Genomic DNA, 24,140 nt, shown 5'->3' with positions numbered 1-24,140 from the left:
TTTTGACCTATTCGCTGGTTTCGATGCCTTGTTGGCGCAGTTGACCGACGAAGAACTCTTCTAACGAGGCGCTGGTGAGGTCGATCGACAGGAGTTTACCCCCCATCAGTTGCAGACTGGAGAGAAAATCTTGGGGGGTGCCTTTGAGATACCCTTGCCAGCGATCGCCGTCTAATTCTAAATCGGGCAACCACTGTTTTAACACTTCCAAATTGCCGCCGAGTCCCTGGACGAAATAACTATCCGACGTTCCGAGGAGTTCTTTTAACGATCCGGTGCAGATCAACTGCCCCCGTGCGAGAATGGCGACGCGATCGCAGATCTTCTCGACGTCGGCGAGGATGTGACTGTTAAAAAAGATCGTTTTCCCTTGTTCGCGCAACGAGAGAATGATTTCTCGGATTTGATAGCGTCCGAGGGGGTCGAGTCCAGACATCGGTTCGTCGAGAAAGACGACCTCGGGATCGTTAATTAAGGCTTGGGCCATGCCGATCCGTTGCAGCATTCCTTTAGAATACTGACGCAATGGTTTATCTCGGGCGGCTTTTTTAGACAAGCCGACTAAATCGAGCAGTTCGGGAATGCGACGGCGTTGGATCGAGGCCGAAATTTGGCATAAATTGGCGCTAAATTGCAGGATTTCCCACCCGGTGAGGGTGTCGTAAAAGTAGGGATTTTCTGGGAGGTAGCCGACACGGGCTCGGACGGCGCGATCGCCCAACGGATGACCGAGGAGCAGTCCTTTCCCTTTGGTCGGGCGGACGATCCCGAGTAGGATTTTTAATAAGGTCGTTTTCCCGGCCCCGTTGGGACCGAGTAAGCCGAAGGTTTCCCCTCGATAGACTTTGAGGTTACAGCCTTTGAGGGTTTCGACCGTTTGGTTCATCCAGAACCCGGTACGGTAGATTTTTTGCAACCCGGAGATCTCGACAGCCACGGGGCGATCGCCGGACATCGGTTCGACGGGCCAATCAACAACAGAATCCATATTGCAAGTTCGAGAAACTACGAGGGTCTTTTGATTGTTCAGCTTTAGGGAACAGGTTGCCCAAATTCTCTCCCGTCGATTAAAATTCCCCCCATCCTTGAATCACGTGTTTAGTCGTGGTCAGGGTTTCCAAACCGATCGAACCGCGACGGTGACCTTTTTGGTTGGACATCCCCAGGAATACGGCGTCCCCTTGGGGGGGAGCGCGATGGAAGCGGGGGGAGGTGTTGATATAGATCGAGGCGCTGTGGATGCCCACGGCGAACTGACAGCTTTCTTGATAGGATTCGGTCACGATACAGTCGGCGTGACCGCTACTGTGTTGGTCGATCCAGGCGATCGCCGCGTCGAGGTCTTCTACGGTTTTGAAGGCCACGGTTTTGGTCAGATAGGCCCGATTCCATTCGGCATCGTCTTCGACCGCTTCGAGTTCGGGGAATTGGTCCGCCAGTTCGCGATCGCCTTTGAGGGTAAAGCCTTTTTCTTTGAGGCTATTCCACAACAGACTTAAGGATGAGGGTTTGGCTTTGGCATTGACCAGGACTTTTTCGATCGCGTTGACCGGATCCGGTTCGCTGGCGTGACTGTCTACGATCGTGGCGCGGGCGAGATCCATGCTCCCCGTGGGGGACCAGTACAGGTAACAGTTGCCCATGGCGGATTTGAGGACCGGGGCCGTCGCTTGGCGGACCACTTGTTGGACGAGACTGGGGCGACCGTAGGGGATGACGAGGTTGATGTATTTGTCCTGACGGATCAGGTCGCGGGTGGAAACGCCGACGTCCGGGGGGAACAGCTCGATCGTGCCGAGGGGTAAATTGCTCTGTTCGATCCCCCGTTGCAAGGCTTGGGCGATCGCCGCGTTGGAGTGACTGGCTTCGGTTCCGCCGCGCAAGATCAAGGTGTTGCCCGTTTTGACGCACAATCCGGCAGCGATCGCGCCAAAATCGGGAAAGGCTTCGTAAACTAGGGCGATCGTACCCAAGGGCATCAATTGGGAGTAACTCTGGGACCGTCCGACTTGATAGGTGGCGTTCATCACCTGTCGCAGGGGGTCTGGGAGTTGGGCGAGCTTTTCTAAAATGGCGATCGTCGAACCGATCCGTTCGGGGGTGAGTTTGAGCCATTCGAGGATCAATTCGGGGACCGCCATTTCCCGAGAGGCTTCTAAATCGAGGGTATTGGCTTCGAGGATATCGTCGGAGGCTTCTCGCAGGGCATCTGCCATCGCCTCCAAGGCGCGGGCGCGATCGTCTCCTTTGGTTTTCGCCAAGACTACCGATGCTTCGTAAGCGCGGTCTACAACCGCTTTGGCATCGGGAACGGAATTAAATGCAGAATCAGTTGTCATTAACCTAACGCCTGTAAGCCAGCCAAACCATCAATGCTGGAAATGCTGCCAGCAGCACCGCGAGAATTGCACCGGGAATGATGTTCGGTCCGAGGGGAAGACCCAGGGCGAAGGGCAACCAGCCAATTAAGAGAACGATGACAATGACCAGGGCCACAGGTAAGTACATTTCTCGCCAACTGGTGTTGGCAACACACCAGTTATGGCCGTTCCAGCGCCACGATCGCTTGTACGGCGAGGTCGTGGGGAGCTGTTCGATCGCGTAACCATTTTGAGCGACCACAAAAATATTCTGACAGCGATCGCAGCCGAGAGCCTCGGTCAGGGCAATCGGCACCAAGCGCCCCCGCCGTCGGCAAGGACAGGGGTAGTCACTGTTGAGATCGATCTTCTGGGCTTTTTCAGATGGCACGAGCGGTACTCAGTCAAAAATAATTCCACTAAGATTACAAGTTGCCAGACCCTCGTTCGGAATTGAAACCTTTGCGAGTCGTCCGCGCTGTTGTGGAAGGGGCAAGTTTGACCTGGCCGAGTTTTTGGCCGATTCGCCCGCGCTTCCCGACGGCGAGGCGATCGCCGCACTCTCCTGTTTCGGAATGGACTTGAGCTCGGTTGTCACTTCCTCGGATGCTGCTTTGCTTGCGGTAGTCCTGAGTTTCCTCCACGTCGATCGAACGTCTCGGACGGCCCAGCCGCGATCCTTTGCCTGCACGGAGTCAAGGACACCCAAATTATACCCCCCAACTAACGATCCTTGGGGAGGAGCGCTCGAATTCAATGCGGTTCGGGATCGACGGTGGGGCGATCGCGGACTTCTCACATCGGCGCGATCGATCGCAGCGCGTTAGCATTTCAAGACCAGACGATAACGGGGTTGTCCCTTTTCGAGTTTGGCGATCGCCTCGTTGACTTGTTCTAACGGAAATATCTCCACGATCGGATTCACCGCGTGTCGTGCGGCGATATCGAGCATTTGAGCGATGCTGTGGGGATTGCCCACGGGACTCGACGAAATGCTTTTTTGACCGACCAACAGGGGGAATACGGGAATCGACAGGGGATTTAAGACGGCGCCGACTAAATGCAGGCGTCCCTTGGGTCGCAAGGCGTCGATATAGGCGGCCCAGTCGAGATCTACATTCACCGTAGATAGAATCAAATCGTAGGAGTTGGCGACGGCGGCGATCGCCTCGGGATCCCGGGAATTGACGAAATGGTTGGCTCCCATCTCCCGGGCTTCGGCTTCTTTATCGGCGCTGCTGGAGAAGGCGGTCACGTCACATCCCCAGGCGCGAAAGAATTGGATCGCCATGTGACCCAAGCCCCCGATCCCGATAATACCGACGCGATCGCTGGCTTTGACCCCACATTGCACGATCGGATTGAAAACCGTAATCCCCCCGCAAAAAAGCGGCCCGCTTGTTTCGGGATCGAGACCCTCGGGGAGGGGAAAAACCCAATCTCGATGGGCCCGGACGCGATCGGCAAAGCCGCCGTGGCGTCCCACGATCGTCCCTTCCGCACTCGCACAAAGGTTTTGCTCTCCGGAGATACACCATTCGCACGTGCGGCACGATTGGGAAAACCAACCGAGACCGACTCGTTGACCGACTTGCAAGGTCGTGACTCGAGACCCGATCGCCGCGACTCTCCCCACCACCTCGTGTCCCGGAACAAAGGGATATTCGGTCATCCCCCAATCGTTATTGAGCATACTCAGATCGCTATGACAGATCCCGCAATATTCGACCTCGATCTCGACCCCTTCCGGGTCTAACGGTCCGAGTTCGTAAGCGAACGGTTCTAGTTTGCCCTTGGGTTCGCGGGCCGCATAAGCACGAACGGTAGTCATGATGAAATATACTTAGGGGTTAAGGTAACTATTTTAGGCAACTCTCGATCGCACGCAACGACCCCTCGGAGTTCGCCGGGAGCTTCAAACTTCAAACAACAAACGCTCCGGGTTGGCCATAGTAAAAAACCCGGAGCGTTCGGAATCTCGGAATAAACGATCGCGCGATCCTCCTACGGAGTCGCTACGCGATCGCCTCCCCCGATCTTTAATTGCTTTGTCGGCTAGCCGTTTGGATGTACAAAATGAGCAAAAATACCGCAGGAACTAACACGAAAAGGATGCTAGCCACAAAACCTAGATCGTTAACTTCCATAGAACTCCGCTTCTATCTGAATTTCAAAATCAATAAGATTAGAATATCACTTTTGGCGACCGGGTTCGGACTCGGGAACGGCGATCGCCCCCGGCTCACTCGACCGACTTCTAAGCAGCGCGATCGCCCACTCGCCGCTACTACTTAGGGCTTGGTTTTGACACTCACCGGGCCATTAACTAAGGTCTGACAGGCCAAACGGTAGTTTTCCGGCTTTTTCTTCAATTTCTGATTTTCCACCGGAGTGCGCGGCGAAAGATTCTCCATTCCTTCGACAATTTCCACCACGCAGGTGCCGCATTGTCCGTAGCCGCCGCAGTTCATCATTTTACCGACAAACTTATACAGGTCGATGTTATTTTCCAGCGTTTTTAAACGCAGGTTAGCACCGTCGGCGACGACGATTTCTTTATCCTCATTGACATATTTAATATTCGGCATCGGGATTCCTCTATTCCTTTTACTGCTTCGTCATTGACCCTCGAACGGCACGAGGGCGATCGCCCTTTCCCAGTTTCGTTCTCGGCAACGGTATCACCCCATCCCCACCGCGATCGCGCGCGACAACTGCCGCCAGGGAATCCGTGGCAGGTTGCCCGTCGGGTTTTATGTTACCCCAAAGGCATTTTATTACGAAAAATTACAATTTTTGAACGATCCCGCCGCGATCCCCCCGCCATCGCTCCCCTTAAGGCTCCGCCGAAGGGCGATCGCTACGATAGGGATCGTCAAGATTCGTAATCGAGCGCCGCATCGACGCCAACGCCCGGTTATAGCGGACGATCGCCTGCAAGCGGTTATTTTCCGCCCGCGTTAACTCCGTTTCCGCATCGAGTACCTCCGTTTGAGTGCCCACCCCCGCTTGAAACCGCAACCGGGCCAACCGCAAACTTTCTTTCGCCTGGTCTAACGCAATATTCGCCGTTTGAATATTCCTAAAATTCGACTGCAAATTATAATACGCCTGCTCCACCTGAGTCCGAATTTGATTGCGCTGGGACGTAAACCGATTTTCCGCAATCTCGATATTCTTTTCTTCCTGGGCCGCCCGCGCTTTCGCCGCGCCCCCATCGTACAAATTCCACTGCAAGCGCGCCCCGAGGGCATAACCGTCCGCCAACCCCTGGTCGTCGTCAAAAATATCGATGACATTGTAATTCGCAAACAAACTCACTTGCGGTCCGAGGGCCGCCAGGGCCGCGCGCCGTTGCTGTTCGTTAATCTCCCGTTGCACTAACTGCTGTTCGAGTTCGGCGCGATTTTGAAACGCCTGGATAATACTTTCCTCTAACGACAACTCCCACAGCCCTGCAATTTCCACCTCATCCGCCGCCGACACGTCCACCGACTGGGTAATATTCAAAATTTGCGCTAACTCCCGGCGTCGGATCCGTTGTTGGGACAGCGATTGGGTCAAATCCTGTTCCGAATTCGCCAACTGCACCCGGGCGCGCAACACGTCGAAGCGCGTCCCCACCCCGGCCCGTTCTCTGGCTTCGGCGTCGCGCAAACTTTGTTGGGAACTGTCTACCGCCGAACGGTTAATGCGAACTGCGTCGTCCGCTTCTTGCAGGTTGTAATAGGCATCGGTCACGTCGAAACGCAACTGCGCCGCAATCCGTTCGAGTTCGAGTTCGTTGAGGCGCACTCGTTCTTCCGCCGCCCGAATTTGAGCCGGACGTTGCCCGGAGGTGTAGAGGTTGTAACTCAGTTCGACGGTGCCTTCCAGCGAGGTCGTACTGTCATCCTGTTCGGTGGCGTTGTCGCCGAACAAATCGCGCTGGCGTTCGTTACTCAACTCCGTTTGGGACGAATCGGCATGGGTTAAATTCGATCGCAGTTGTAAATTGGGATAGAGTGCGGCCCGCGCTTCTCGCAAAGCGGCTTGCGATCGCTCGAAATTGAGTAAGGCTTCTTGTAAATCGGGATTGTTTCGGCGCGCTAATTCGATCGCCTGCGTTAAGGTCAACGGTTGCGTCCCGACGATTTCCACCTCCTCGGCTTCCGTCGGATACAACAGTGGATTGGTACTCGGATCGAGATATTCCGGGGGCGCACCTTCCCGGCTTCCCGTCGCCCCACCCGGCGCAAATTGACCGATAACCGTGGACGCTGCGTCGGTAAACGGATCGATCCTCCCTGGGGAGGCGATCGCATTTTCCGTTCCGTTCCCACTCTCTTGCGTCTGGCTATCCACCGAAGGCGTGAGTGCATCTTCTCGGGAATCCGATTCGACAGTGGCGCTGGGAACCCCCGAGTCAGACAGTTCGCCGTCTTCGAGTTGCAACTGAGACGGCGGTTGGGATAAACTCGGGCGCATCTGGTTTAAGGAAACAACACTGGTCATTCCCAAAACCATCAAAAGACGAAAAGTTCGCATAAGTTTCTGGTTTGACGAGCACTCTAACGACACTGCCAAGGTCAGGCAAAAACAGTTAAGCACGATTCCGCGCGATCGCGGACGGTGGCAGCCAACCGAAAAAGTATGGTACTGCTAGAACCGCTTAATTTAAAGTTAGTTTGCCAATAAAACCGCACCCACGGGTCTTGCTGGAGATAAATTTGGCGCGATCGCTTACCACGGTTAGGGGTTTTACCCCCCACGGCAATGAGGTTGACGGATCGCTGACGAGTTATTCGCCGACGATCTTGACCGAAACGGGTTAAAACCCCAAAACTCAACTCCAATACAGTCCAACTCCAATACAGTCCAATTTCTCCCCGACGAGCCGCCAATCCGCCTCGCTTTGGCGCGCCAACGGCTGCAACCGTACAGAATGGCGAGTCTGGAGTCGATCCGCTTTCCCTTCTATCTTCGGGAAATGACGCATTCCCTCGTTGGTTTGATTCCCCCTTTCCCCAACTCAATAAGGATAAGGGGGAATGGCGTTTGTGGCAATGGCTCTAGGGATTTTAGATTTTAGATTTTAGATTGGGGATTTTAGATTTTAGATTGGATAGTTGGGGTTTTAGACGCGATCGCCCCAACCCTTCACCCATTCACGTTTCTATCTTTTCCCTTCTTTTCACCTCTTTTCCCCTCTCCCCTTAATCTCCTTTAAATTCAACCCTCAATTGGTTTCGCCAATCCCCCAAAATTAACTGGCCATCCATCAAGTATTAACCTTGGGAAATTGGCGAAAACTCTTTTTAAGAAGACTGACGAGCTTCAATCGCCCCGCGAAACATATTCATTCCGCAATGAAAAGAATAGTCCCCCGCCTCTTCCGGCGTAAACTCTACAGAAGTCCGTCGATTGAGAGATAAATCTACAGCTTTTTGGAAATCGGGGATAATCACCCTTTCCAAACAACTGCTTGGATCTTTTCTTAAAAAATTAATCCGCACGGGTTCGCCGACCCGCACGCGAATGCGATCGGGATTGTATCCGCCATCGACAATAATTTCGACTTCTTGGATGTCGCGATCGCGCCGCGCCTCCTTCGCTCGAGTTTTAGAAAACAAAAACCACCATAACTCCAAACCAATTAATCCGACTCCCAGTAAGGTCACCCCTCCCTTGATTTGCCAAGGTTGTTCGATTTTATCAAACTGACTTTGCTCGGAAGAACTGCCCGACTTCTCGGCCAATACTTCTCCCGTAGAGACCATTAAGGCGATCGCCAAACTAGCAACTAACAATTTACAAGATCTGACGATTAACTGACTCATATTTTCTCCTTTTTCTTCGATCGGTTTTGAGATGTTTTATTTTTGCTCTATCTCCATCAACTGAACTTAATTGGAAATAGTAAAATTCCGCAATCTTAGCGCATTACTTACCACAGAAACCGAACTCATCGCCATTGCACCTCCGGCGATAATGGGATTGAGCAGCCATCCAAAAATCGGATAAAAGATTCCGGCGGCGATCGGAATAGCAGCCGTATTGTAAGCGAACGCAAAAAATAGATTTTGGCGGATATTTTTCATCGTCGCGCGGCTGAGCTGAATCGCGGTAACGATGCCCCCCAAATCGCCAGAAATTAGGGTAATATCGCTGGCGGCGATCGCCACATCCGTTCCCGTTCCGATCGCCATTCCTACATCGGCTTGGGCTAACGCTGGCGCATCATTAATCCCATCGCCGACCATCGCCACAATTTTGCCTTCTTCTTGTAATTGTTTGACCTTTTGGGACTTTTCATCGGGCTTGACTTGTGCAAAAACGCGGTCGATGCCAACTTCCCGGGCGATCGATTGCGCTGTATGGCGGTTATCTCCGGTCAGCATCACCACTTCCAGTCCCATTTTGCGTAATTTACGCACCGCTTCGGCGGAAGCGGGCTTGAGGGCGTCCGCAATCCCAAATACCCCTTCTAATTCGCCATCAACGGCAATCCATGCGGTGGTTTTACTGGCTTCTTCCCATTGTTCACCTTTTGATTTCAAGGCATCGACATTAATCCCTAATTCTTCCATCCAAGATTGGGTGCCAATCTGAACTAAGCGATCGCTCACCGTTCCCCGAACCCCCATTCCCGAAATTGCCTCAAAGTTTTCTACATCGGGGAAAGGCATTTCTACCGCTTGGGACTTCGCATATTCCGCGATCGCCTCCGCTAACGGATGCTCGGAATTATTTTCAACTGCCGCCGCCAAGCGTAATAATTTAATTTCGTTTTTATTCGCCGTTCCGTTAACGGTAGCATAATCGGTAACCGTCGGTTTTCCTTGAGTCAACGTTCCAGTTTTATCGAGAACGATCGTATTGATTTTATGCGCCAGTTCTAAACTATCGGCACCTTTAATTAAAATCCCGTTTTCCGCTCCTTTTCCAGTGCCGACCATAATCGATGTCGGCGTCGCCAAACCGAGGGCGCACGGACAGGCTATAATTAACACGCCGACAGTGGTAATTAAGGCGAGGGTAAAGTTCCCCATGATGTCAAACCAGACAACAAAAGTCGCGATCGCGATCGCAATGACCACCGGAACAAACCACCCGGTGACTTCATCGGCTAACCGTTGAATCGGAGCTTTCGATCCTTGTGCTTCGCGCACGAGTTTGACAATTTGAGATAAGACCGTATCTTTCCCGACGCGAGAGGCTTTAAATTTAAAACTTCCGCTTTTATTAATCGTCGCGCCAATCACTTCATCTCCCGCCGATTTTTGAGCGGGAATCGGTTCCCCGGTCACCATCGATTCGTCAATGGCGGAAGATCCTTCGACAATTTCTCCATCTACGGGGATTTTTTCGCCGGGACGGACGACAATTGTATCGCCGACGCGCACGTCTTCGATGGGAATATCTTGCTGTTCGCCGTTGCGAATCACTCGTGCAGTTTTCGCTTGCAATCCCATCAGTTTGCGAATCGCTTCGGAGGTTTGACCGCGCGCGCGATTTTCGAGCATTCTCCCGACTAAAATTAAGGTGGTCACGACGGCTGCGGCTTCGTAGTAAACCTCAACGTTCAAGCCTTGCGATCGCAAAAAATTGGGAAACAAACTGATAAATAAAGAATAGAAATAAGCGGCTCCCGTTCCGAGTGCGACTAGGGTATTCATATCAGCCGCATGACGTTTAAAGGCTTTCCAGGCGCCTACAAAAAAGCCTTTTCCGCACCAAAATAAGACCGGGGTAGCGAGGACGAACTGCAACCAGGGGTCGTGCATCCACATGGGAATCGGTAAGGATAATCCGGTCATCATCGGGAGGGAACCGACAATCAGAATCAAGCTGATGGTACTTCCGAGGAGGACTTTGCGTTTTAAGTCTCGTTCTTCGCTTTCTCTTGCGTCTCGTTCGCCATCGCCGGAGGGATTATCGTCGTCGAGGGGTTCGGCGCTATACCCAGCTTCGGAAACGGCGTGTTGGATTTGTTCTAAATCGGTTTTTCGGGGATCGTATTCGACTTTTCCCTGACTCATGCCAAAATTAACTTGACAGTTGCTGACGCCGGAAACGTTGCGAATGGCGTCTTCGATGGTGCGCGCGCAGGAGGCGCACCCCATCCCTTGCAGTTTTAAATGTTGGGTTTTCATGGTTCGTTCCTCAAAATATGCTGTTGTCTGTAGCTTGTTTTGAGGATAAAGCCTCTACTCGACTGGAGAGTCAAGGAGGGGAGGGGATTTTATACAGAAAGCGATAAAAAACGGGCGATTTTAAAGGGGCAATTTTCCTGACTCCTTTGGAGTCCCTAAGCGCAAAGCGCGAAGCCATGGCGTAGACGCCACGCGATCGCCCGTTAATTACTTTTTGTATTTTTTGTATTATATATAGTCTTGACGCTACAATCGTGCTGCCGTAGGGACACGGCAATGCCGTGTCCCTACCCTCGCGCAACAAAGGATCTTTTGGATAGGATTATTAATATAATTTATTGAAATTAATATATAAAATACTTAAAGTCTTCGCACAAAAGAGCTAACCGTCGATCGCTCTAGCGAGCGCCCGAGTTTGAATTCTCTGGAAAATAGGGTAAAGTCCGCTCTCGGCGAGGGGATTCGGGGGGTGGAGGCGGAGTCGGTGCGGTCGGTGGCGGTGGTGGGGCCACGGTCGGTGGCGGTGGAGCGGCGGTCGGTGGCGGTGGCGGCGGCGGATTGTTTTGGGAACTTGGGGGGCTGCTCGCTTGCATCTGTACGAGGGCGGCGCGCAACCAGGCGGTATCGAATTCGGCGTTGGGGGTCGTTCCCCACTGCCACCCGAATACTATAGCGCGATCGGAGATCGTGACGGCGGGGGCGGCGTCAGTCCCGATCCAGGTTGCCATGGCTTGGGCGTTAAAGTCGGTTGCGGTTAAAATGCCGCCGGGGAGGGTCGCGTCGGAGGTGTTGGCGGGAATCCATTTGGCGGGACACAGGGCCTCGGTACGACAGGCGATCCGTTGCATCGTTCCCGGTTGGGGGAGGGAGCGTTCCCAATAGGCGCCGACGAGCGATCGCAGGGCTTGGCGGACGCCGGGAGAGGAGTTCTCACCGAGGCGTCCGGTGACGATCGCCCGAATCCCGGAACTCATGAGCGCTTCGAGTTCTAAAACTTGCTCGCCGCTCCAGGTCGAGAGATTGGGCAGCAGTAACAAGTTTACCCCGGAATTTTCAACCTCTTGACGAAGGCGATCGAGGGCGATCGGGCGATAAACTAAACCAGCTTGGCGAATGCGGCGGTCGATTTCGGGCCATTGCGCCTCATTGTCGGGACTGCGAACCACACCGAGGACTAAATCGGAATTCTGGGTCAATTCGCTCAAACGTCTTTCTACGGTGGGGCGTGACGCTTGAGGGCGGGCGATCGCGATCGCGGGAACCAGAATCGCACTCGCCAGGATCGAGATCGCTAGAATCGCGATCGCCGTCTGGGGTTTGGCGCGATCGTCGATCGCGCTGGGTAGCAAAACTCGTAAGATATTGAGGCGATCTCCCATAAAACCCCTTTGCAATGCTCATTACTCCAACCAACGGGAAACGGCTGCGATCGCTCGCCCCCGATCCCTACTCGATCGATTCGTTGACCGGGAAGCGATCGATTAACGCCATCGCGCGATACGCATTGACCCGCAACGACTCGGAAATATGAGGAACGTGGGGAATCTGAGATAAAAAGTCCAAAGTCCGGCGCAAAATCCGGACGATATCCCCTTCATCCAAGCTGGTATTCTCAAACAGCTCGTTCCACTCCACCCCGAGGGCCCACTGCTCGACCAAGGCGATCGGCTCGCGTTCGAGCCAAATCGGAAAAGCGATGTGATGGCGTCGTTGCAGTTGAAACAACTGTCGCCGCAATCCTTGCAACTGCCCCAAAACCGCTTCCACAGCCGGAGATAGACCGTAATTCGTCCAGGTATCCGGGCGGGACACTTCCGTCACCAACGCCGCCCCCACCGTCGCCAAATGGTGGGGATCGATATTGTCGAGCAAACCCGATCGCACCGCCGATCCCAACCATAGCTCGTTATCGCCGCGAATGGCCGCCGCACTTTCGCCCATGGCGGTCACTTCAAACACCGGGTTGTCGTCTTCGGCGTCCGGTTCGGCGTCGGACACCTTCAAACAGCCGACCTCAACTAAAATATCGATTAAATTGAGAAACTCTCCCCACCGATCGCCCAATTGGCGATCGAGTTGTTTTTCGAGCTTGCGAATCTCGCTGGCGAGTTTCTTCTGTCGTTTTAACGATTTAAACAGCGCTCCCGGCGAGCCCCACTGATTGAGCGGATGCTGTTCTAATTGCGCTTCTACCGCCTTCATGCGCTGTTGTTGGGCTTCCACTTCCGCGAAATAGAGCGGTTCGGCGATCGCCGAAATCTGACGGGCAATTTCCGCCGTTTCCGCCGTTCCTTTGCGAGACTGACCCGGTTTGAACGCGATCTCGCCGGGAAGTACCGTTTGACCGACCTCCTGCCAATCGGGGAATTCGCCGTTAATGGCGATCGCGTCCGTAGACAAGACCACGTACCAGCGATTGTCCTCCCCCAAACAAATCAAATAGGGCGCTTGACCCGGACTCGGGGCCGTGGCGACCAACACCGCCATCACCGGATCTTTCGTGCGGACGTTGGGCCCTTTCAAACTCAAAATCGCTCCCGGGGCGATCGTGGGTAACGCTTCGCGCGCCGTTTGGGCACTCGTTTCGATCGCCTGATTCCAAAGAATCTTTAACAGTCGCTTTTCTTCGCGCAAGCGAGCGCGCAACTTCTCATAACTGTGAATATCCTCCTCGTTCACCTGGGCCACTTGGCTCGCAAGCTGGCGATATTCCTCTTTCAGTTGCGAGACTTCCTCCATGAGGGGCTGCAAGTGCAAATTCGCAATAAACTGCCCGAAACTCGACTCGACGAGCTCTTTCGTTTCCTCCAAACTGTGGGTTTGCAGCAGATTGAGAACCATGCCATAACTCGGCGTAAACTGGCTGACCAGGGGATCCGCTTGAGCCGTCGCCAAAAAAGCTGCCTCTTTCGCCCCTTCAAAGCGCGTTTGCACCGTCACCACGTGACCGCGCTCGTCCATTCCCCGGCGTCCGGCGCGTCCGGACATTTGCAAGAATTCCGAGGCTTTGAGCAGGCGATGTCCGTCGTCGGTCCGCTTCGACAAACTCGAAATCACCGCCGTGCGCGCGGGCATATTAATCCCGGCGGCGAGGGTTTCTGTGGCGAACACCACTTTAATCAATCCCGCTTGAAACAGTTCTTCTACTAAGCCTTTCCAGGCGGGCAGAATTCCGGCGTGGTGGGCGGCAATTCCGCGCAAGAGCGGTTCGAGTTGTCCGGCCCGTTCCGCTTCCGGGTTGCGCGCTAAAAACTCCCCGACGCGCGATCGCAGTTCCCGGGCTTCTTCCGGCGTCACCAAACACAAATTGCCGACGGCTTCGACGGAGCGATCGCACCCGCGACGACTGAAAATAAAATAAATCGCCGGAAGCATTTGTCGTTGCTCCAACGCCGACAGCACGAAGGACAGGGCGGGTTCTTCTTTGCGCCCTTGGCGCCCTTTGCCGAACGATTTAATCCGGGGATTGATTTCTGTCGCTTTCTTGCCCCCCCTAGGTGCTTTGAGTAGGGGAAACATCCCCTTACTCGAAATAAAGTGGAACTGAAGGGGAACCGGGCGAAAGTCCGAGTAAATCAGTTCCGTCGGCCCGTGAACGTGGGAAATCCAGCGAGTCAGTAACTCGCTGTTGGCGACCGTCGCCGAGAGGGCCACCAGTTGAATTTCCGGCGGACAGTAGACGATCGATTCTTCCCACACAGTCCCCCGTTGGCGGTCGTTCATGTAGTGGCATTCGTCGAGGACGACCGCTTCGACGCCGTTGAGGGAGGTGCCGACGGCGCCAATCGAGGTGCCGTAGAGCATGTTGCGGAAGATTTCCGTCGTCATCACCAGGATCGGCGCGTCCCGTTCGATGGACAGATCTCCGGTCAGCAGTCCTACATTCTCATCGCCAAACTGCTCGCGAAAATCTCGATATTTTTGATTCGAGAGCGCTTTGAGCGGCGTGGTGTAGAAGACGCGCCCGTTGCGGTGCAAGGCGCGATGGATGGCATATTCGCCGATCAGGGTTTTTCCCGAACCCGTCGGGGCGCAGACGACCACCGAGCGTCCGGCGTCTAACGCCGCGATCGCTTGCTTTTGGAAGTCATCGAGGGAAAAGGGAAATAAACGTTTGAGGTCGATTTCTGACAAGGTAGGTGAAACACTCACGCACTGAAATTCCAAAAATTGATAGCTTTAGGGGCTTGATTTTCCAGGTTTAACATGACATCGAACCCGATCGCGCGATTCGATCTCGTTTTGTTTTTAATTTTGACATTGTTAGCGGGATCGTGGGAGGGGGGAGCCGCGATTCTCCTGGGAACTCATAGCCGTCCCACGATCTCGGAAAGCAGGTGGGGCGGAACTTTGGACAGGGCGCGGTTCTGACCTTGAATCCCCAAATATTTGTAAAAGGCCCGAATCGTCTGCACGACATAACTCAAGGCGGTTTTCGATAATTCGGGTCGATCGCGACTTCCGGCGAGGGCTTGCAGGTGGGCGTCGAGGGCGGCTTCTAGGTGCGGCGATCGCTCGTCGGGATCGGTGAGGGGCATCCCGTCGGCAATCCGTTGGTAATGGGCCAATCCTAAGTTATTGTAAGTGGCAAAGCGATCGAAGGGTAAGCCCGGAATCGGAACCGGACTGAGGGCTTCTTCCGAACCGATCGCGCTGTGGATATTCTCGATCGCCCCTCGGTACGCGGCGATCGCCCGGTCTAAAAAATGCGCTCTCGCCTCCGGTTCTCGCTGGGAATGGTTCGCCAAATGCCAGTAGGCGGTTCCTAAGTTATTTTGGGTGGCGGCGCAGGGGAGGGGCATCTGTTCCGGCGTCCGGTAGGTCAGCGCCACTTGATAGGCGGCGATCGCCAGCATTAAGTTATCTTTGGGCTGTTCGTATTGCGCTAAATTCCAGTACGCCGTCCCCAAGTTATTCTGAATCATCGCATAATCTAGGGGCTGCTTCTCGGCGCTGTAATAGGCCAAGGCTTCCTGATAGGCGGCGATCGCTTCTTTCAGATGTCGCGCAGGCTGCCGATGTTGGGCTAAATTCCAATAAGCGGTTCCTAAATTATTCTGGGTGGCACTGTAGCGCCGACTCGCTTGTTCGTCTCCCGCCTCCATCTGCACCCGACGTTGCTCTAAGGCTTGGCAATAGGCGGCGACACTTTTTTCGAGGTTTTCTACCGGGTCGCGATCGCGCGCCAGTTCCCCGTACAGCGCGCCTAAGTTATTCTGAATCATCCCCCACGCTTCGCCCTGTCGCACCGGATCGATCCGCTTCAACCCTTGCCGATACGCTGCTATCCCCCGTTCTAAATTAAAATGCTTTTCTTCTAAGTCGCTGCTGTAGCGCGACAGCATCCAGTAAAAGTTTCCTAAATCATTGGCCAATTCCACCCCGACCGCCGCTTCCGGTTCCAGGAACTGCAGCACTTGCTCGTAGGTCAAAATCGCCACCATCAAGCATTGGGGTAAGGCTTCCGGGGCGACATTCGCCGTACTCCCTTGGGCGATCGCCTGTTCAATTTGGCCGCTTTCGAGTAAATTTCGGTAAAAATTCCCCAAATTCAGATACGCCGCCGCTAATTCCGCGCGATCGGCCCGTTGCAGGTGCAGTTCTTCAATTTGTTGCAGCAGTTGCAAGGGCGCAAAACTGCCGTTGGCTTCCGCTTCCGGGTCGTTCGCGCCCGATCGCCCCAAGGATTCGGCACTGGCTAACACTAATTCGATCAAAACATCGGGAATGCTGCTCGATGTCGGGATCGCTTGCTCTTGAGACTCCTCTCGCTTCCGAGGGGCGACTGTGGTAGCTTCTACACCCGTTTGACTCGCTTTGAGGGCGATCGCCGCCGTTTGCCGTTCCCCCACGGTCTGGGTCGCCACGGACGGGCGTTTCTCCGGCGCAGACCCTACGCGATGCTCCTGGGGAGACCCTTCCCAAACGCCCTTTTCCGTCGCCACCTTCGCACCTTCGGACTGCTTTGCGGAACTCGACGGCGTTAGATCCCGCTCTCGGGGTTGTTGGGGTTCGGGTTGCTGTCGGGGGCGATCGTCTTGTCCCGTTTCCCAATACAATACCGGGGTCGGTTCTCCCTCAAACTCGAATACCCCCGTCCGACAGCGCCAAAAGTCCGGCGCCGACTGCTCGATCGTATGGCACCACGGACGCGACACCCACAGCAGCACCGTACACTCGCCGACCGGATCGAGTCTGTCGCCGAGTTCGTCGTCCTCTATTTCTTCGAGTCCGTTGAGAAAGCTCCACTGTACCGCCGGAGTCGCTCGGGTCAAGTGTTCGACCCCTACAATTTGAAAACTCGGCAACGGGCCGCCACTCCCATCCCGTTCGCGGAACCACTCGCGAATGCGCTCGAAGGGATTGGGGTGGTTGGCGTCGATCTGCAAACTGACAAAGGGTGGACCTTGAGGTGTCGTGCGACCGACGGTTTGACTCGCTCTCAACTCGTCGGGGATTTGTAAATCTGTTTCTAAACGGCGGACGATGCGATCGCGCAGGCGCAAGTCATCGCACACCGCCACAAACACCTGACGGCGCAAACCTAGCTTCAGTGCTAACTGGAGCTGCTTGTAGATTTGCCGATTTGAACCCAAAACTTTTTGGGAAGGAATTTCTGTTACAACCATGCTAACAGGAGCGGAAGAAGCGGCGAAGTCAGCGACTAACCAACTTTCTAAATTAGTGCTTCACATTTCATTCCACTTTTCCAACCTTTCCGTAAAATTTCAGGAGGAATTGCCGCGATCGTGCAAAGCAAATGCTGCGCGAAAGCCTCAATTGAAAAGACTTACAGGCGATCGCTCCGTCCGATTTCGGGGGTTAAAAAAACCAGGTCATCCCTGGTTGGATCCCTGGCTTTTGAGTTGAGAAAGGTAGACAGACTCTAACTTTCGTTAGCTAGTCCTGAAGCGCGTCCCTAGCTAACCCCCCCCGATACGGATAGGGCTACCACGACTAAGCCTCCTACGAGCAATAAAGCGAATACCGCTTGAATCGCATAATTACGCTTCTGTTTGTTCGTCGGCGGTTCGGCCTTGTACATCTTCGGCTCGGTCGCGAAGTTATTGAGCAATCCACCTTCTTCTTTGCTATAGGGCATTATGTTAAATCCTCAGTCTTTTTACCTACGACTACGAATACTCTACCAAATGATGCAAACGATTATATCACTCTATGGTTATTTAAGAATGTATGGGAGCCGGAAAATCACAATTCCCGACTCCCGACTCCCGACTCCCTACTGGCCAACCCTTCCCGTCAACGGGGAACTGGCACTGGCTCCCCCCTGTACCGGAATGCGACCGGACAGGTAGGCGAGGCGGCCCGCTTCGACGGCGTTCGCCATCGCGCAAGCCATGGCGGGGGGATTTTTAGCCAGGGCGATCGCGCTATTGATCAAGACGAAATCGGCGCCGAGTTCCATCGCTTGGGCCGCTTCGCTGGGGACGCCGATCCCCGCATCGACGACCACGGGGATCTTGGCATTTTCGACAATAATGCGGATATTAGCGGCGGTTTCGATGCCCTGTCCCGAACCGATCGGCGATCCCAGAGGCATGACCGTCGCACAACCGACCTCTTCTAGATGTTTGGCGAGGATCGGGTCCGCATTGATATAGGGTAAAACCGCAAACCCTTCTTTCACCAACTGTTCCGCCGCTTTGAGAGTGCCGATCGGATCCGGGAGCAAGTATTTAGGATCGGCAATCACTTCTAACTTGACAAAATTGTTGTCTTCCTGTCCTAAAATCTTCGCCATTTCGCGACCCAAACGAGCGACGCGGATAGCCTCTTCGGCGGTCTGGCATCCGGCGGTATTGGGTAACATCCAGATTTTTTGCCAGTCGATCGCCTCCGCCAAGCCTTCGTGACCGGGGGCGTTATTTTGGACGCGACGGACGGCGACGGTGACGATTTCGCAGCGACTGGCGGCGATACTGCGCTGCATTTCTTCGACGGTGCGATATTTGCCGCTTCCGGTCATCAAGCGAGATCGGAAAGTTTTTCCGGCGATCGCCACGGGGTCGTCCAAGCGGTGTAAGAGGGTCTCGGCAGTCTCTCGTTCCGGGCGGGGGGAACGGGGGGAAGGGTAGGTTAAAGCGCTCGTCATTGCAGGAGAAGGCGGGGTAGAGGGCAGGTCGAAACGGCGGGGATCGAAGGCATCGAGGAGGGGATCGCGGCGATCGTCGCAGAGATAATCGGCGATCGCCCGGGCGGTGGCGGGAGCGAGTAACACCCCGTTGCGATAGTGACCCGTCGCCAAGGTCAAATTTTCGCAGCGACTCGGGCCGATTAAAGGCAACTCGTCCGGGGTAGCGGGTCGGAACCCCCACCACAATTCCTCGATCGCCCAATCTTTCAAGGCGGGATAGAGGCGGATCGCCCGGGAAAGCAGGGTGTGGATGCCTTCGGGGGTATTGCCCGGCGTAAAGGCGGCGTCCTCGCTGGTCGCCCCGATAACCACTTTGCCATTGCGTCGGGGAACGATGTAGGTCTGCGGGCCGAACAGGACGCGCTGGAGGGGTAAATGCTGGGCGGCTTCGGCTTGGGGAACCCGAACCGAGAGCATTTGTCCTTTGGTGGGAGACACCGGGATCGGTAAGAGGGCGTTACTCCAGGCTCCGGCGGTCAGTACGTAGCGATCGGCGCGCAACGGGCCGATATTGGTGTAAACGGCGCTGACCCGTCCCCGATCCTGGGCGATCGCCTCCACGGTGACCCCCTCGCGCAGGTCGATCCCCAATTCCCGGGCCGCTCCGAGCAGCACTTGAGCGAGGGCGCGACTGTCTACCTGTCCGTCTTCGGGATACCACCAGCCGCCGACGACCTCGGGACCTAAACCCGGTTGGTGTAACTGGATGGCGTCGCGATCGAGCCAGTAGGCGGGAGGTTCGGCGTCGTTGGGGTCGAGACCCGCGTCCCGATCGCCGATGCCCCCTTCGTAAACCGGGGCGAGGATCCCGCAGGGCCAATATCCGGCAGAGAGTCCCGTGAGGTTTTCGAGTTTGGCGATCCATTCCGGATAGAGCGATCGCGACTGGAGGCAGAAATCGAACAAAGCCCGATGGGCGATCGCCTCCGCTTGAGGGGCGAGCATTCCCGCCGCCGCGTGGGTCGCCGCTTCCTGGAACGAACGGGAGCAAACGGTGACATTGGCGCCGCGCAATTTCAGTTCGATCGCGACCGACAGGCCGATAATGCCGCCGCCGATCGCGAGAATATCGCTTTGAGTAGTCATCAAACCTACAACTATAAAAATCGATCGGGGAAAGGCGATCGGGGAACAATCCAATCCCGAAGATTACTTTAACAATTAGGGAAATGCCCCAGAAAATTTCATACCCTGGGAGAGGAACTCGCACCCCCCCCAGGGGCGATCCGGGACGAGCCGAATCCGTTGCCGACCCGTCCCGAGGCGATCGCACTCAACCCCGTTCGGTCCAGAGCGTTTCGTCTCCTTGTCCCCACATCTTGTTATATTTTTTGACTTTGACATCCCCTAAAACTTTGGTTTGGCAGGCCAAACGACGGTTTTTTGTAGGAGAATGGGGAGGAAGGGACAACCTCGCTTTTTCCCGTCCTTGCATTTCGGAGACTTCTCCTTCAACCTCAACGGTGCAAGTCCCGCAGGTTCCCAGGCCGTGGCAGTTAAAGGCTTTAGCCGGACCGTTGTACAACTCGACATCATTATCGAGCAGGACCTTTCGCAAGTTCGCCCCGCGATCGCATTCGATGGTTTTTCCTTGAGCTTGGATTTGAGGCATATCGATCCACCCTTGAAACAACAATTATTTATTTTATTTATTCTGACATTTTCAATTGGCGATGTTGTCATCTCGACTCCGATTCGACCTCGACCCTGCCGCTACCGAGGGGGGAGTCCGAACGCCTGCAACCTGAAGCGAGATCGCCAAAACCCCATAACCAACCCGAATCAGAAAACCGAGACCTTTAAAACTCGGAGCCGTACACCCCGAATAGATAGTTGCTAAACCATTATGAGCGCAATGAGCGGACAGTCCTCAAAACGGATTTGGATCTACGACACCACCTTAAGAGATGGTTCTCAAGCCGAAGGGATTTCCCTGTCGATCGAAGATAAATTGCGGATTGCCCGCCGCTTGGACGAATTGGGCATCCCGTTTATTGAAGGGGGTTGGCCCGGGGCCAATCCGAAAGACGTTCAATTTTTCTGGCGGCTGAAAGACGAACCCTTGCAACAGGCGCAAGTGGTGGCCTTCTGCTCCACCCGGCGTCCGGGGAAAAAAGCTGCCGACGATCCGATGTTACAAGAAATTTTATCTGCCGGGACCGACTGGGTGACGATTTTCGGGAAATCCTGGGACCTGCACGTCACCGAGGGGTTGCAGACGAGTTTAGACGAGAATTTGGCGATGATCCGCGAGACGATCGCCTATCTGAAATCCTGCGGACGTCGGGTGATTTACGATGCGGAACATTGGTTTGACGGGTATCGCCACAATCGCGACTATGCGGTGCAGACTTTAGAGGCGGCGATCGCCGCCGGGGCCGAATGGCTGGTGTTTTGCGATACCAACGGCGGCACCTTACCCCACGAAATTGCCCGGATTTGCCGGGAAGTGATGGATCGTTTGGGCGATCGCGGTCGCGACGACCTCAAGTTTGGCATCCACACCCATAATGACTCCGAAACTGCCGTCGCCAACGCGATCGCCGCCGTTCTCGAAGGAGTGGAGATGGTCCAAGGGACGATCGACGGCTACGGGGAACGCTGCGGCAATGCTAATTTATGTTCGGCGATCCCCAACTTGCAACTCAAACTCGGCTATCGCTGCCTCGATCCGCAACGGTTGCCAAAACTGACCGAAACTAGCCGTTTTGTCAGCGAAATCGCCAACCTCGCCCCGGATTCGCGCGCCCCGTTCGTGGGACTCTCGGCGTTCGCCCATAAAGGCGGGATCCACGTGTCGGCGGTGCAGCGCAACCCCCTCACTTACGAACATATTTCCCCGGAAGCGGTGGGGAACCACCGCCGGATCGTGATTTCCGAGCAAGCGGGGATGAGCAATGTGTTGGCGAAAGCGCGCAATTTCGGGATCGACCTGCACAAAGACGACCCCACTTGTCGCCAACTGCTGCAAAAGCTCAAAGAGATGGAAAATGAGGGCTATCAGTTCGAGGCGGCGGAGGCGAGTTTTGAACTGCTGATGCGCGAGGTGATGGGCGATCGCCCGGAATTGTTCGAGTTGCAAGGGTTTAAGGTTCACTGCGATCGCGGGCCGGGAATGACCCACGCTTGGGCCACGGTCAAAGTGACTGTCGAGGGTCAAAATATTTTGGAGGCGGCAGAAGGCAACGGCCCGGTGTCGGCTCTCGATGCGGCTTTGCGAAAAGCCCTGGTGACGTTTTACCCCCGGGTGAGCGATTTTCACCTGACTGACTACAAAGTGAGAATTATTGACGGCAGCTCGGGAACCTCGGCGAAAACTCGGGTGTTGGTCGAGTCGAGTAACGGGGTCGATCGCTGGAGTACGGTAGGGGTTTCGACGAATATTATCGATGCGTCCTATCAGGCGATCGTCGAAGGGTTGGAATACGGCTTGCTGCTGCAACGACCTTCGGAAAAAGTCGCCGTGAGGGTATAAGTGAGGTGAGGGGGTAGTTGTGCGAACAGTTGCCCCCGTCGGCAACGGGCGGTTTAGATTTTTTGTTTCATACACGATCGCGCTAACTCGGCAATGCGATCGAGGCGGAAATTATCGACTAAATGATTTAAGCTGGCGGCTAAATCGGGGCGATCGCCCGGTAAGGCGTCGAAGAGTTCTTTGACCCGGGTATCGTCGAGGGCTAAAGCTGCTTGATGCAGTTCTCTCAGCCAGGGGAGGGGCATGGCGTCGAAATCCGAGGTTTTCAATTCGGGAAACACCGACTTATCCGAATCGGAATGACTGGGGAGATCGTCGGCGTAGGCATAGCGAAGCCCTAAATGCTCGGCAATTTTTAACAGCAGTTCGCGTTCTTCAAAGGGTTTGTGAACGAAATCGTCACAACCGCAGGCGAGAATATCGGCGCGGCGGTCTTCTAAGACGCTGGCGGAAAGGGCGATAATTTTAGTGCGATCGCCGCCCTCTAACGTGCGTTCGCGTTCGCGAATTTCACGACTGGCTTGATAGCCGTCCATTTGGGGCATTCGCATGTCCATCAAAATTAAATGGGGGTGCCAGCGCGACCAGGCGGCGATCGCCGAACTGCCGTTATCGGCTTCTCTCACTTCAAAGCCTAACTCGCCGAGTAACTTAAGTGCGAGCAAGCGATTGACGCGGGTATCGTCTACGATCAAAATGCGATAGAGGGGTTCGCCGTCCGCCAAACCGACGATCGCCGCTTCCTCCGAGGCGGGCGAACGGGCAGCGCCGTCGAGTTTACGAGTGGGGGCGATCGAAGGGGTGACGGGAATTTGAAAGCGAAAAATACTCCCTTGACCGACGACGCTACTGACGTCAATTTCGCCGCCCATCAATTCGACGAACGATCGCGAGATCGCCAATCCCAAGCCCGTTCCTTCTTGAGCTTGGCGACCGGAAGCGGTTTGCTCGAAAATTTGAAACAGTTTTTCGAGTTCTTCCTTCGCGATTCCCGGCCCGGTATCTTCAATTTCAAAATGGAGGAAACAGCGATCGCGATCGCAGGTAGCCCGGTCTGGAGAACTCACGGATCTCACTCTTAAAATGACTCGACCCGTTTTCGTAAATTTAATCCCGTTGCCGAGTAAATTAATTAAAATTTGTCGTAACTTGACCTTATCGGTTTTGACATATTGGGGCAGGTCGAACCCGCAGTCAAAAACGAGGGGCAATCCTTTCCTACTGGCTTGAATCGAGAGGAGATTTTTGAGGTCGGACAAGAAACAATATAAATCGAAATCGCTTAAATTGAGCGTCGCCCGTCCGGCTTCAATTTTAGATAAATCGAGAATTTCATTAATTAACGAAAGTAAATATTCCCCATTTTGAATGACAATTTGGGTATATTCTTTTTGTTCGCTGCCGAGGGTGCAGGCGCGATCGAGTAGTTTGGAGAACCCGAGAATCGCATTGAGGGGCGTTCGCAATTCGTGGCTCATGTTGGCGAGGAATAAGCTTTTAGCTTGCAGGGCGGACTTGGCCTTTTCCTCCGCTTTTTTACGTTCCTCAATTTCCCCGAGCAGTCGGTGATTGTGAGTTTCGAGTTCTTTTTGTTGGGCGACGATCTGCTGTTGGAGCGAGCGAATTTCCAATTGATGCTCGATGCGAGCGATGACTTCTTCGGCTTGAAACGGTTTGGTAATATAGTCTTCGCCGCCGACTTTAAACGCTTTAACTTTATCTTCGACTTCGTTTAAAGCGCTCAAGAAAATAATCGGAATGTCGCGGGTTTTAGGATTTTTTTTCAGTCGAGCGCAGACCTCGTAACCGCTCAAACCGGGCATTTTGATATCGAGTAAAATCAAGTCGGGAACGAAGCGGATGACGTTGGCGAGGGCGATTTCGCCTTCCGGGGCCATGCGGACTTCGTAACCGCGATTGACGAGTAATTCGGACAGCAGACGGAGGTTGTCCGGCAGGTCGTCAACGACCAAGATCTTGCTGCGAGCGGGGGGAGTGGGGAGTCGGGAAGTCAT

Annotated in this window: 19 protein-coding genes and 1 pseudogene; 1 reads left to right on the top strand and 19 read right to left on the bottom strand. The window is 54.5% G+C overall.

The window, feature by feature from the left end; genetic code table 11:
- Positions 1–7: 7 nt before the first annotated feature.
- The 18 genes and pseudogenes from HCG48_RS18505 to HCG48_RS18425 all read right to left on the bottom strand — a co-directional run bounded on the left by HCG48_RS18505 (position 8) and on the right by HCG48_RS18425 (position 20,262).
- Positions 8–988, bottom strand: coding sequence for an ABC transporter ATP-binding protein (locus tag HCG48_RS18505; protein WP_168570470.1), 981 nt, complete (start codon positions 986–988; stop codon positions 8–10).
- 79 nt (positions 989–1,067) lie between these two features.
- A complete protein-coding gene (locus tag HCG48_RS18500) occupies positions 1,068–2,339 on the bottom strand; it encodes a glutamate-5-semialdehyde dehydrogenase (protein WP_168570469.1) in 1,272 nt (423 codons plus the stop codon).
- 4 nt (positions 2,340–2,343) lie between these two features.
- On the bottom strand, positions 2,344–2,751 hold the full coding sequence (locus HCG48_RS18495; protein WP_168570468.1) for a DUF4175 domain-containing protein: 408 nt from the start codon (positions 2,749–2,751) through the stop codon (positions 2,344–2,346).
- Positions 2,752–2,785: 34 nt separating this feature from the next.
- Positions 2,786–3,004 (bottom strand): hypothetical protein, encoded by a 219-nt coding sequence (locus HCG48_RS18490; protein WP_168570467.1) that lies wholly within the window; start codon positions 3,002–3,004, stop codon positions 2,786–2,788.
- A 179-nt stretch (positions 3,005–3,183) separates the two neighbouring features.
- Positions 3,184–4,191 carry an NADPH-dependent aldehyde reductase Ahr gene (ahr, locus tag HCG48_RS18485; protein ID WP_168570466.1) on the bottom strand — a complete coding sequence of 336 codons (1,008 nt, stop codon included), beginning with the start codon at positions 4,189–4,191 and terminating at the stop codon, positions 3,184–3,186.
- 208 nt (positions 4,192–4,399) lie between these two features.
- Positions 4,400–4,507 carry a photosystem II reaction center protein PsbM gene (gene psbM / locus HCG48_RS18480; protein ID WP_168570465.1) on the bottom strand — a complete coding sequence of 36 codons (108 nt, stop codon included), beginning with the start codon at positions 4,505–4,507 and terminating at the stop codon, positions 4,400–4,402.
- Between the two features lie 144 nt (positions 4,508–4,651).
- The gene (locus HCG48_RS18475) at positions 4,652–4,948 is read right to left on the bottom strand and encodes a 2Fe-2S iron-sulfur cluster-binding protein (RefSeq protein ID WP_168570464.1); all 297 of its coding nucleotides are present in this window, start codon (positions 4,946–4,948) and stop codon (positions 4,652–4,654) included.
- Between the two features lie 247 nt (positions 4,949–5,195).
- The gene (locus HCG48_RS18470) at positions 5,196–6,887 is read right to left on the bottom strand and encodes a TolC family protein (RefSeq protein ID WP_168570463.1); all 1,692 of its coding nucleotides are present in this window, start codon (positions 6,885–6,887) and stop codon (positions 5,196–5,198) included.
- A gap of 41 nt (positions 6,888–6,928) precedes the next feature.
- Entirely contained in the window at positions 6,929–7,243 is a 315-nt protein-coding gene (locus tag HCG48_RS18465) for a hypothetical protein (protein WP_168570462.1), read from the bottom strand.
- A 414-nt stretch (positions 7,244–7,657) separates the two neighbouring features.
- Positions 7,658–8,179: a cupredoxin domain-containing protein gene (locus HCG48_RS18460; protein ID WP_210437082.1), complete on the bottom strand. Its 522-nt coding sequence runs from the start codon at positions 8,177–8,179 to the stop codon at positions 7,658–7,660.
- A gap of 66 nt (positions 8,180–8,245) precedes the next feature.
- A complete protein-coding gene (locus HCG48_RS18455) occupies positions 8,246–10,495 on the bottom strand; it encodes a heavy metal translocating P-type ATPase (protein ID WP_168570461.1) in 2,250 nt (749 codons plus the stop codon).
- 398 nt (positions 10,496–10,893) lie between these two features.
- On the bottom strand, positions 10,894–11,889 hold the full coding sequence (locus tag HCG48_RS18450) for a hypothetical protein (protein WP_168570460.1): 996 nt from the start codon (positions 11,887–11,889) through the stop codon (positions 10,894–10,896).
- A gap of 52 nt (positions 11,890–11,941) precedes the next feature.
- Positions 11,942–14,647, bottom strand: coding sequence for a DEAD/DEAH box helicase (locus HCG48_RS18445; protein ID WP_168570459.1), 2,706 nt, complete (start codon positions 14,645–14,647; stop codon positions 11,942–11,944).
- A 155-nt stretch (positions 14,648–14,802) separates the two neighbouring features.
- Positions 14,803–17,124 (bottom strand): tetratricopeptide repeat protein, encoded by a 2,322-nt coding sequence (locus tag HCG48_RS18440; protein WP_168570458.1) that lies wholly within the window; start codon positions 17,122–17,124, stop codon positions 14,803–14,805.
- Positions 17,125–17,414: 290 nt separating this feature from the next.
- Positions 17,415–17,597 (bottom strand): photosystem II assembly protein Psb34, encoded by a 183-nt coding sequence (gene psb34 / locus HCG48_RS18435; protein WP_168570457.1) that lies wholly within the window; start codon positions 17,595–17,597, stop codon positions 17,415–17,417.
- Positions 17,598–17,735: 138 nt separating this feature from the next.
- Positions 17,736–18,608 carry a thiazole synthase gene (locus HCG48_RS26695; protein ID WP_320415794.1) on the bottom strand — a complete coding sequence of 291 codons (873 nt, stop codon included), beginning with the start codon at positions 18,606–18,608 and terminating at the stop codon, positions 17,736–17,738.
- Between the two features lie 93 nt (positions 18,609–18,701).
- Positions 18,702–19,736, bottom strand: a pseudogene (gene thiO, locus HCG48_RS26690) (glycine oxidase ThiO); the annotation flags it as partial.
- 187 nt (positions 19,737–19,923) lie between these two features.
- Complete coding sequence (locus HCG48_RS18425; RefSeq protein WP_168570455.1) at positions 19,924–20,262, bottom strand: 2Fe-2S iron-sulfur cluster-binding protein; 339 nt, start codon at positions 20,260–20,262, stop codon at positions 19,924–19,926.
- Positions 20,263–20,505: 243 nt separating this feature from the next.
- On the opposite strand from HCG48_RS18425, the gene cimA reads away from it, so the two are divergent.
- On the top strand, positions 20,506–22,125 hold the full coding sequence (gene cimA / locus HCG48_RS18420) for a citramalate synthase (RefSeq protein ID WP_168571958.1): 1,620 nt from the start codon (positions 20,506–20,508) through the stop codon (positions 22,123–22,125).
- Between the two features lie 53 nt (positions 22,126–22,178).
- On the opposite strand, the gene HCG48_RS18415 is transcribed toward cimA, so the two are convergent.
- A complete protein-coding gene (locus HCG48_RS18415; RefSeq protein WP_168570454.1) occupies positions 22,179–24,140 on the bottom strand; it encodes a response regulator in 1,962 nt (653 codons plus the stop codon).

Source organism: Oxynema aestuarii AP17 (assembly GCF_012295525.1).
Classification (GTDB): domain Bacteria; phylum Cyanobacteriota; class Cyanobacteriia; order Cyanobacteriales; family Laspinemataceae; genus Oxynema; species Oxynema aestuarii.
The sequence above is the reverse complement of the archived record's forward strand: the minus strand, read 5'-3'. Positions and strand labels throughout refer to the sequence as shown.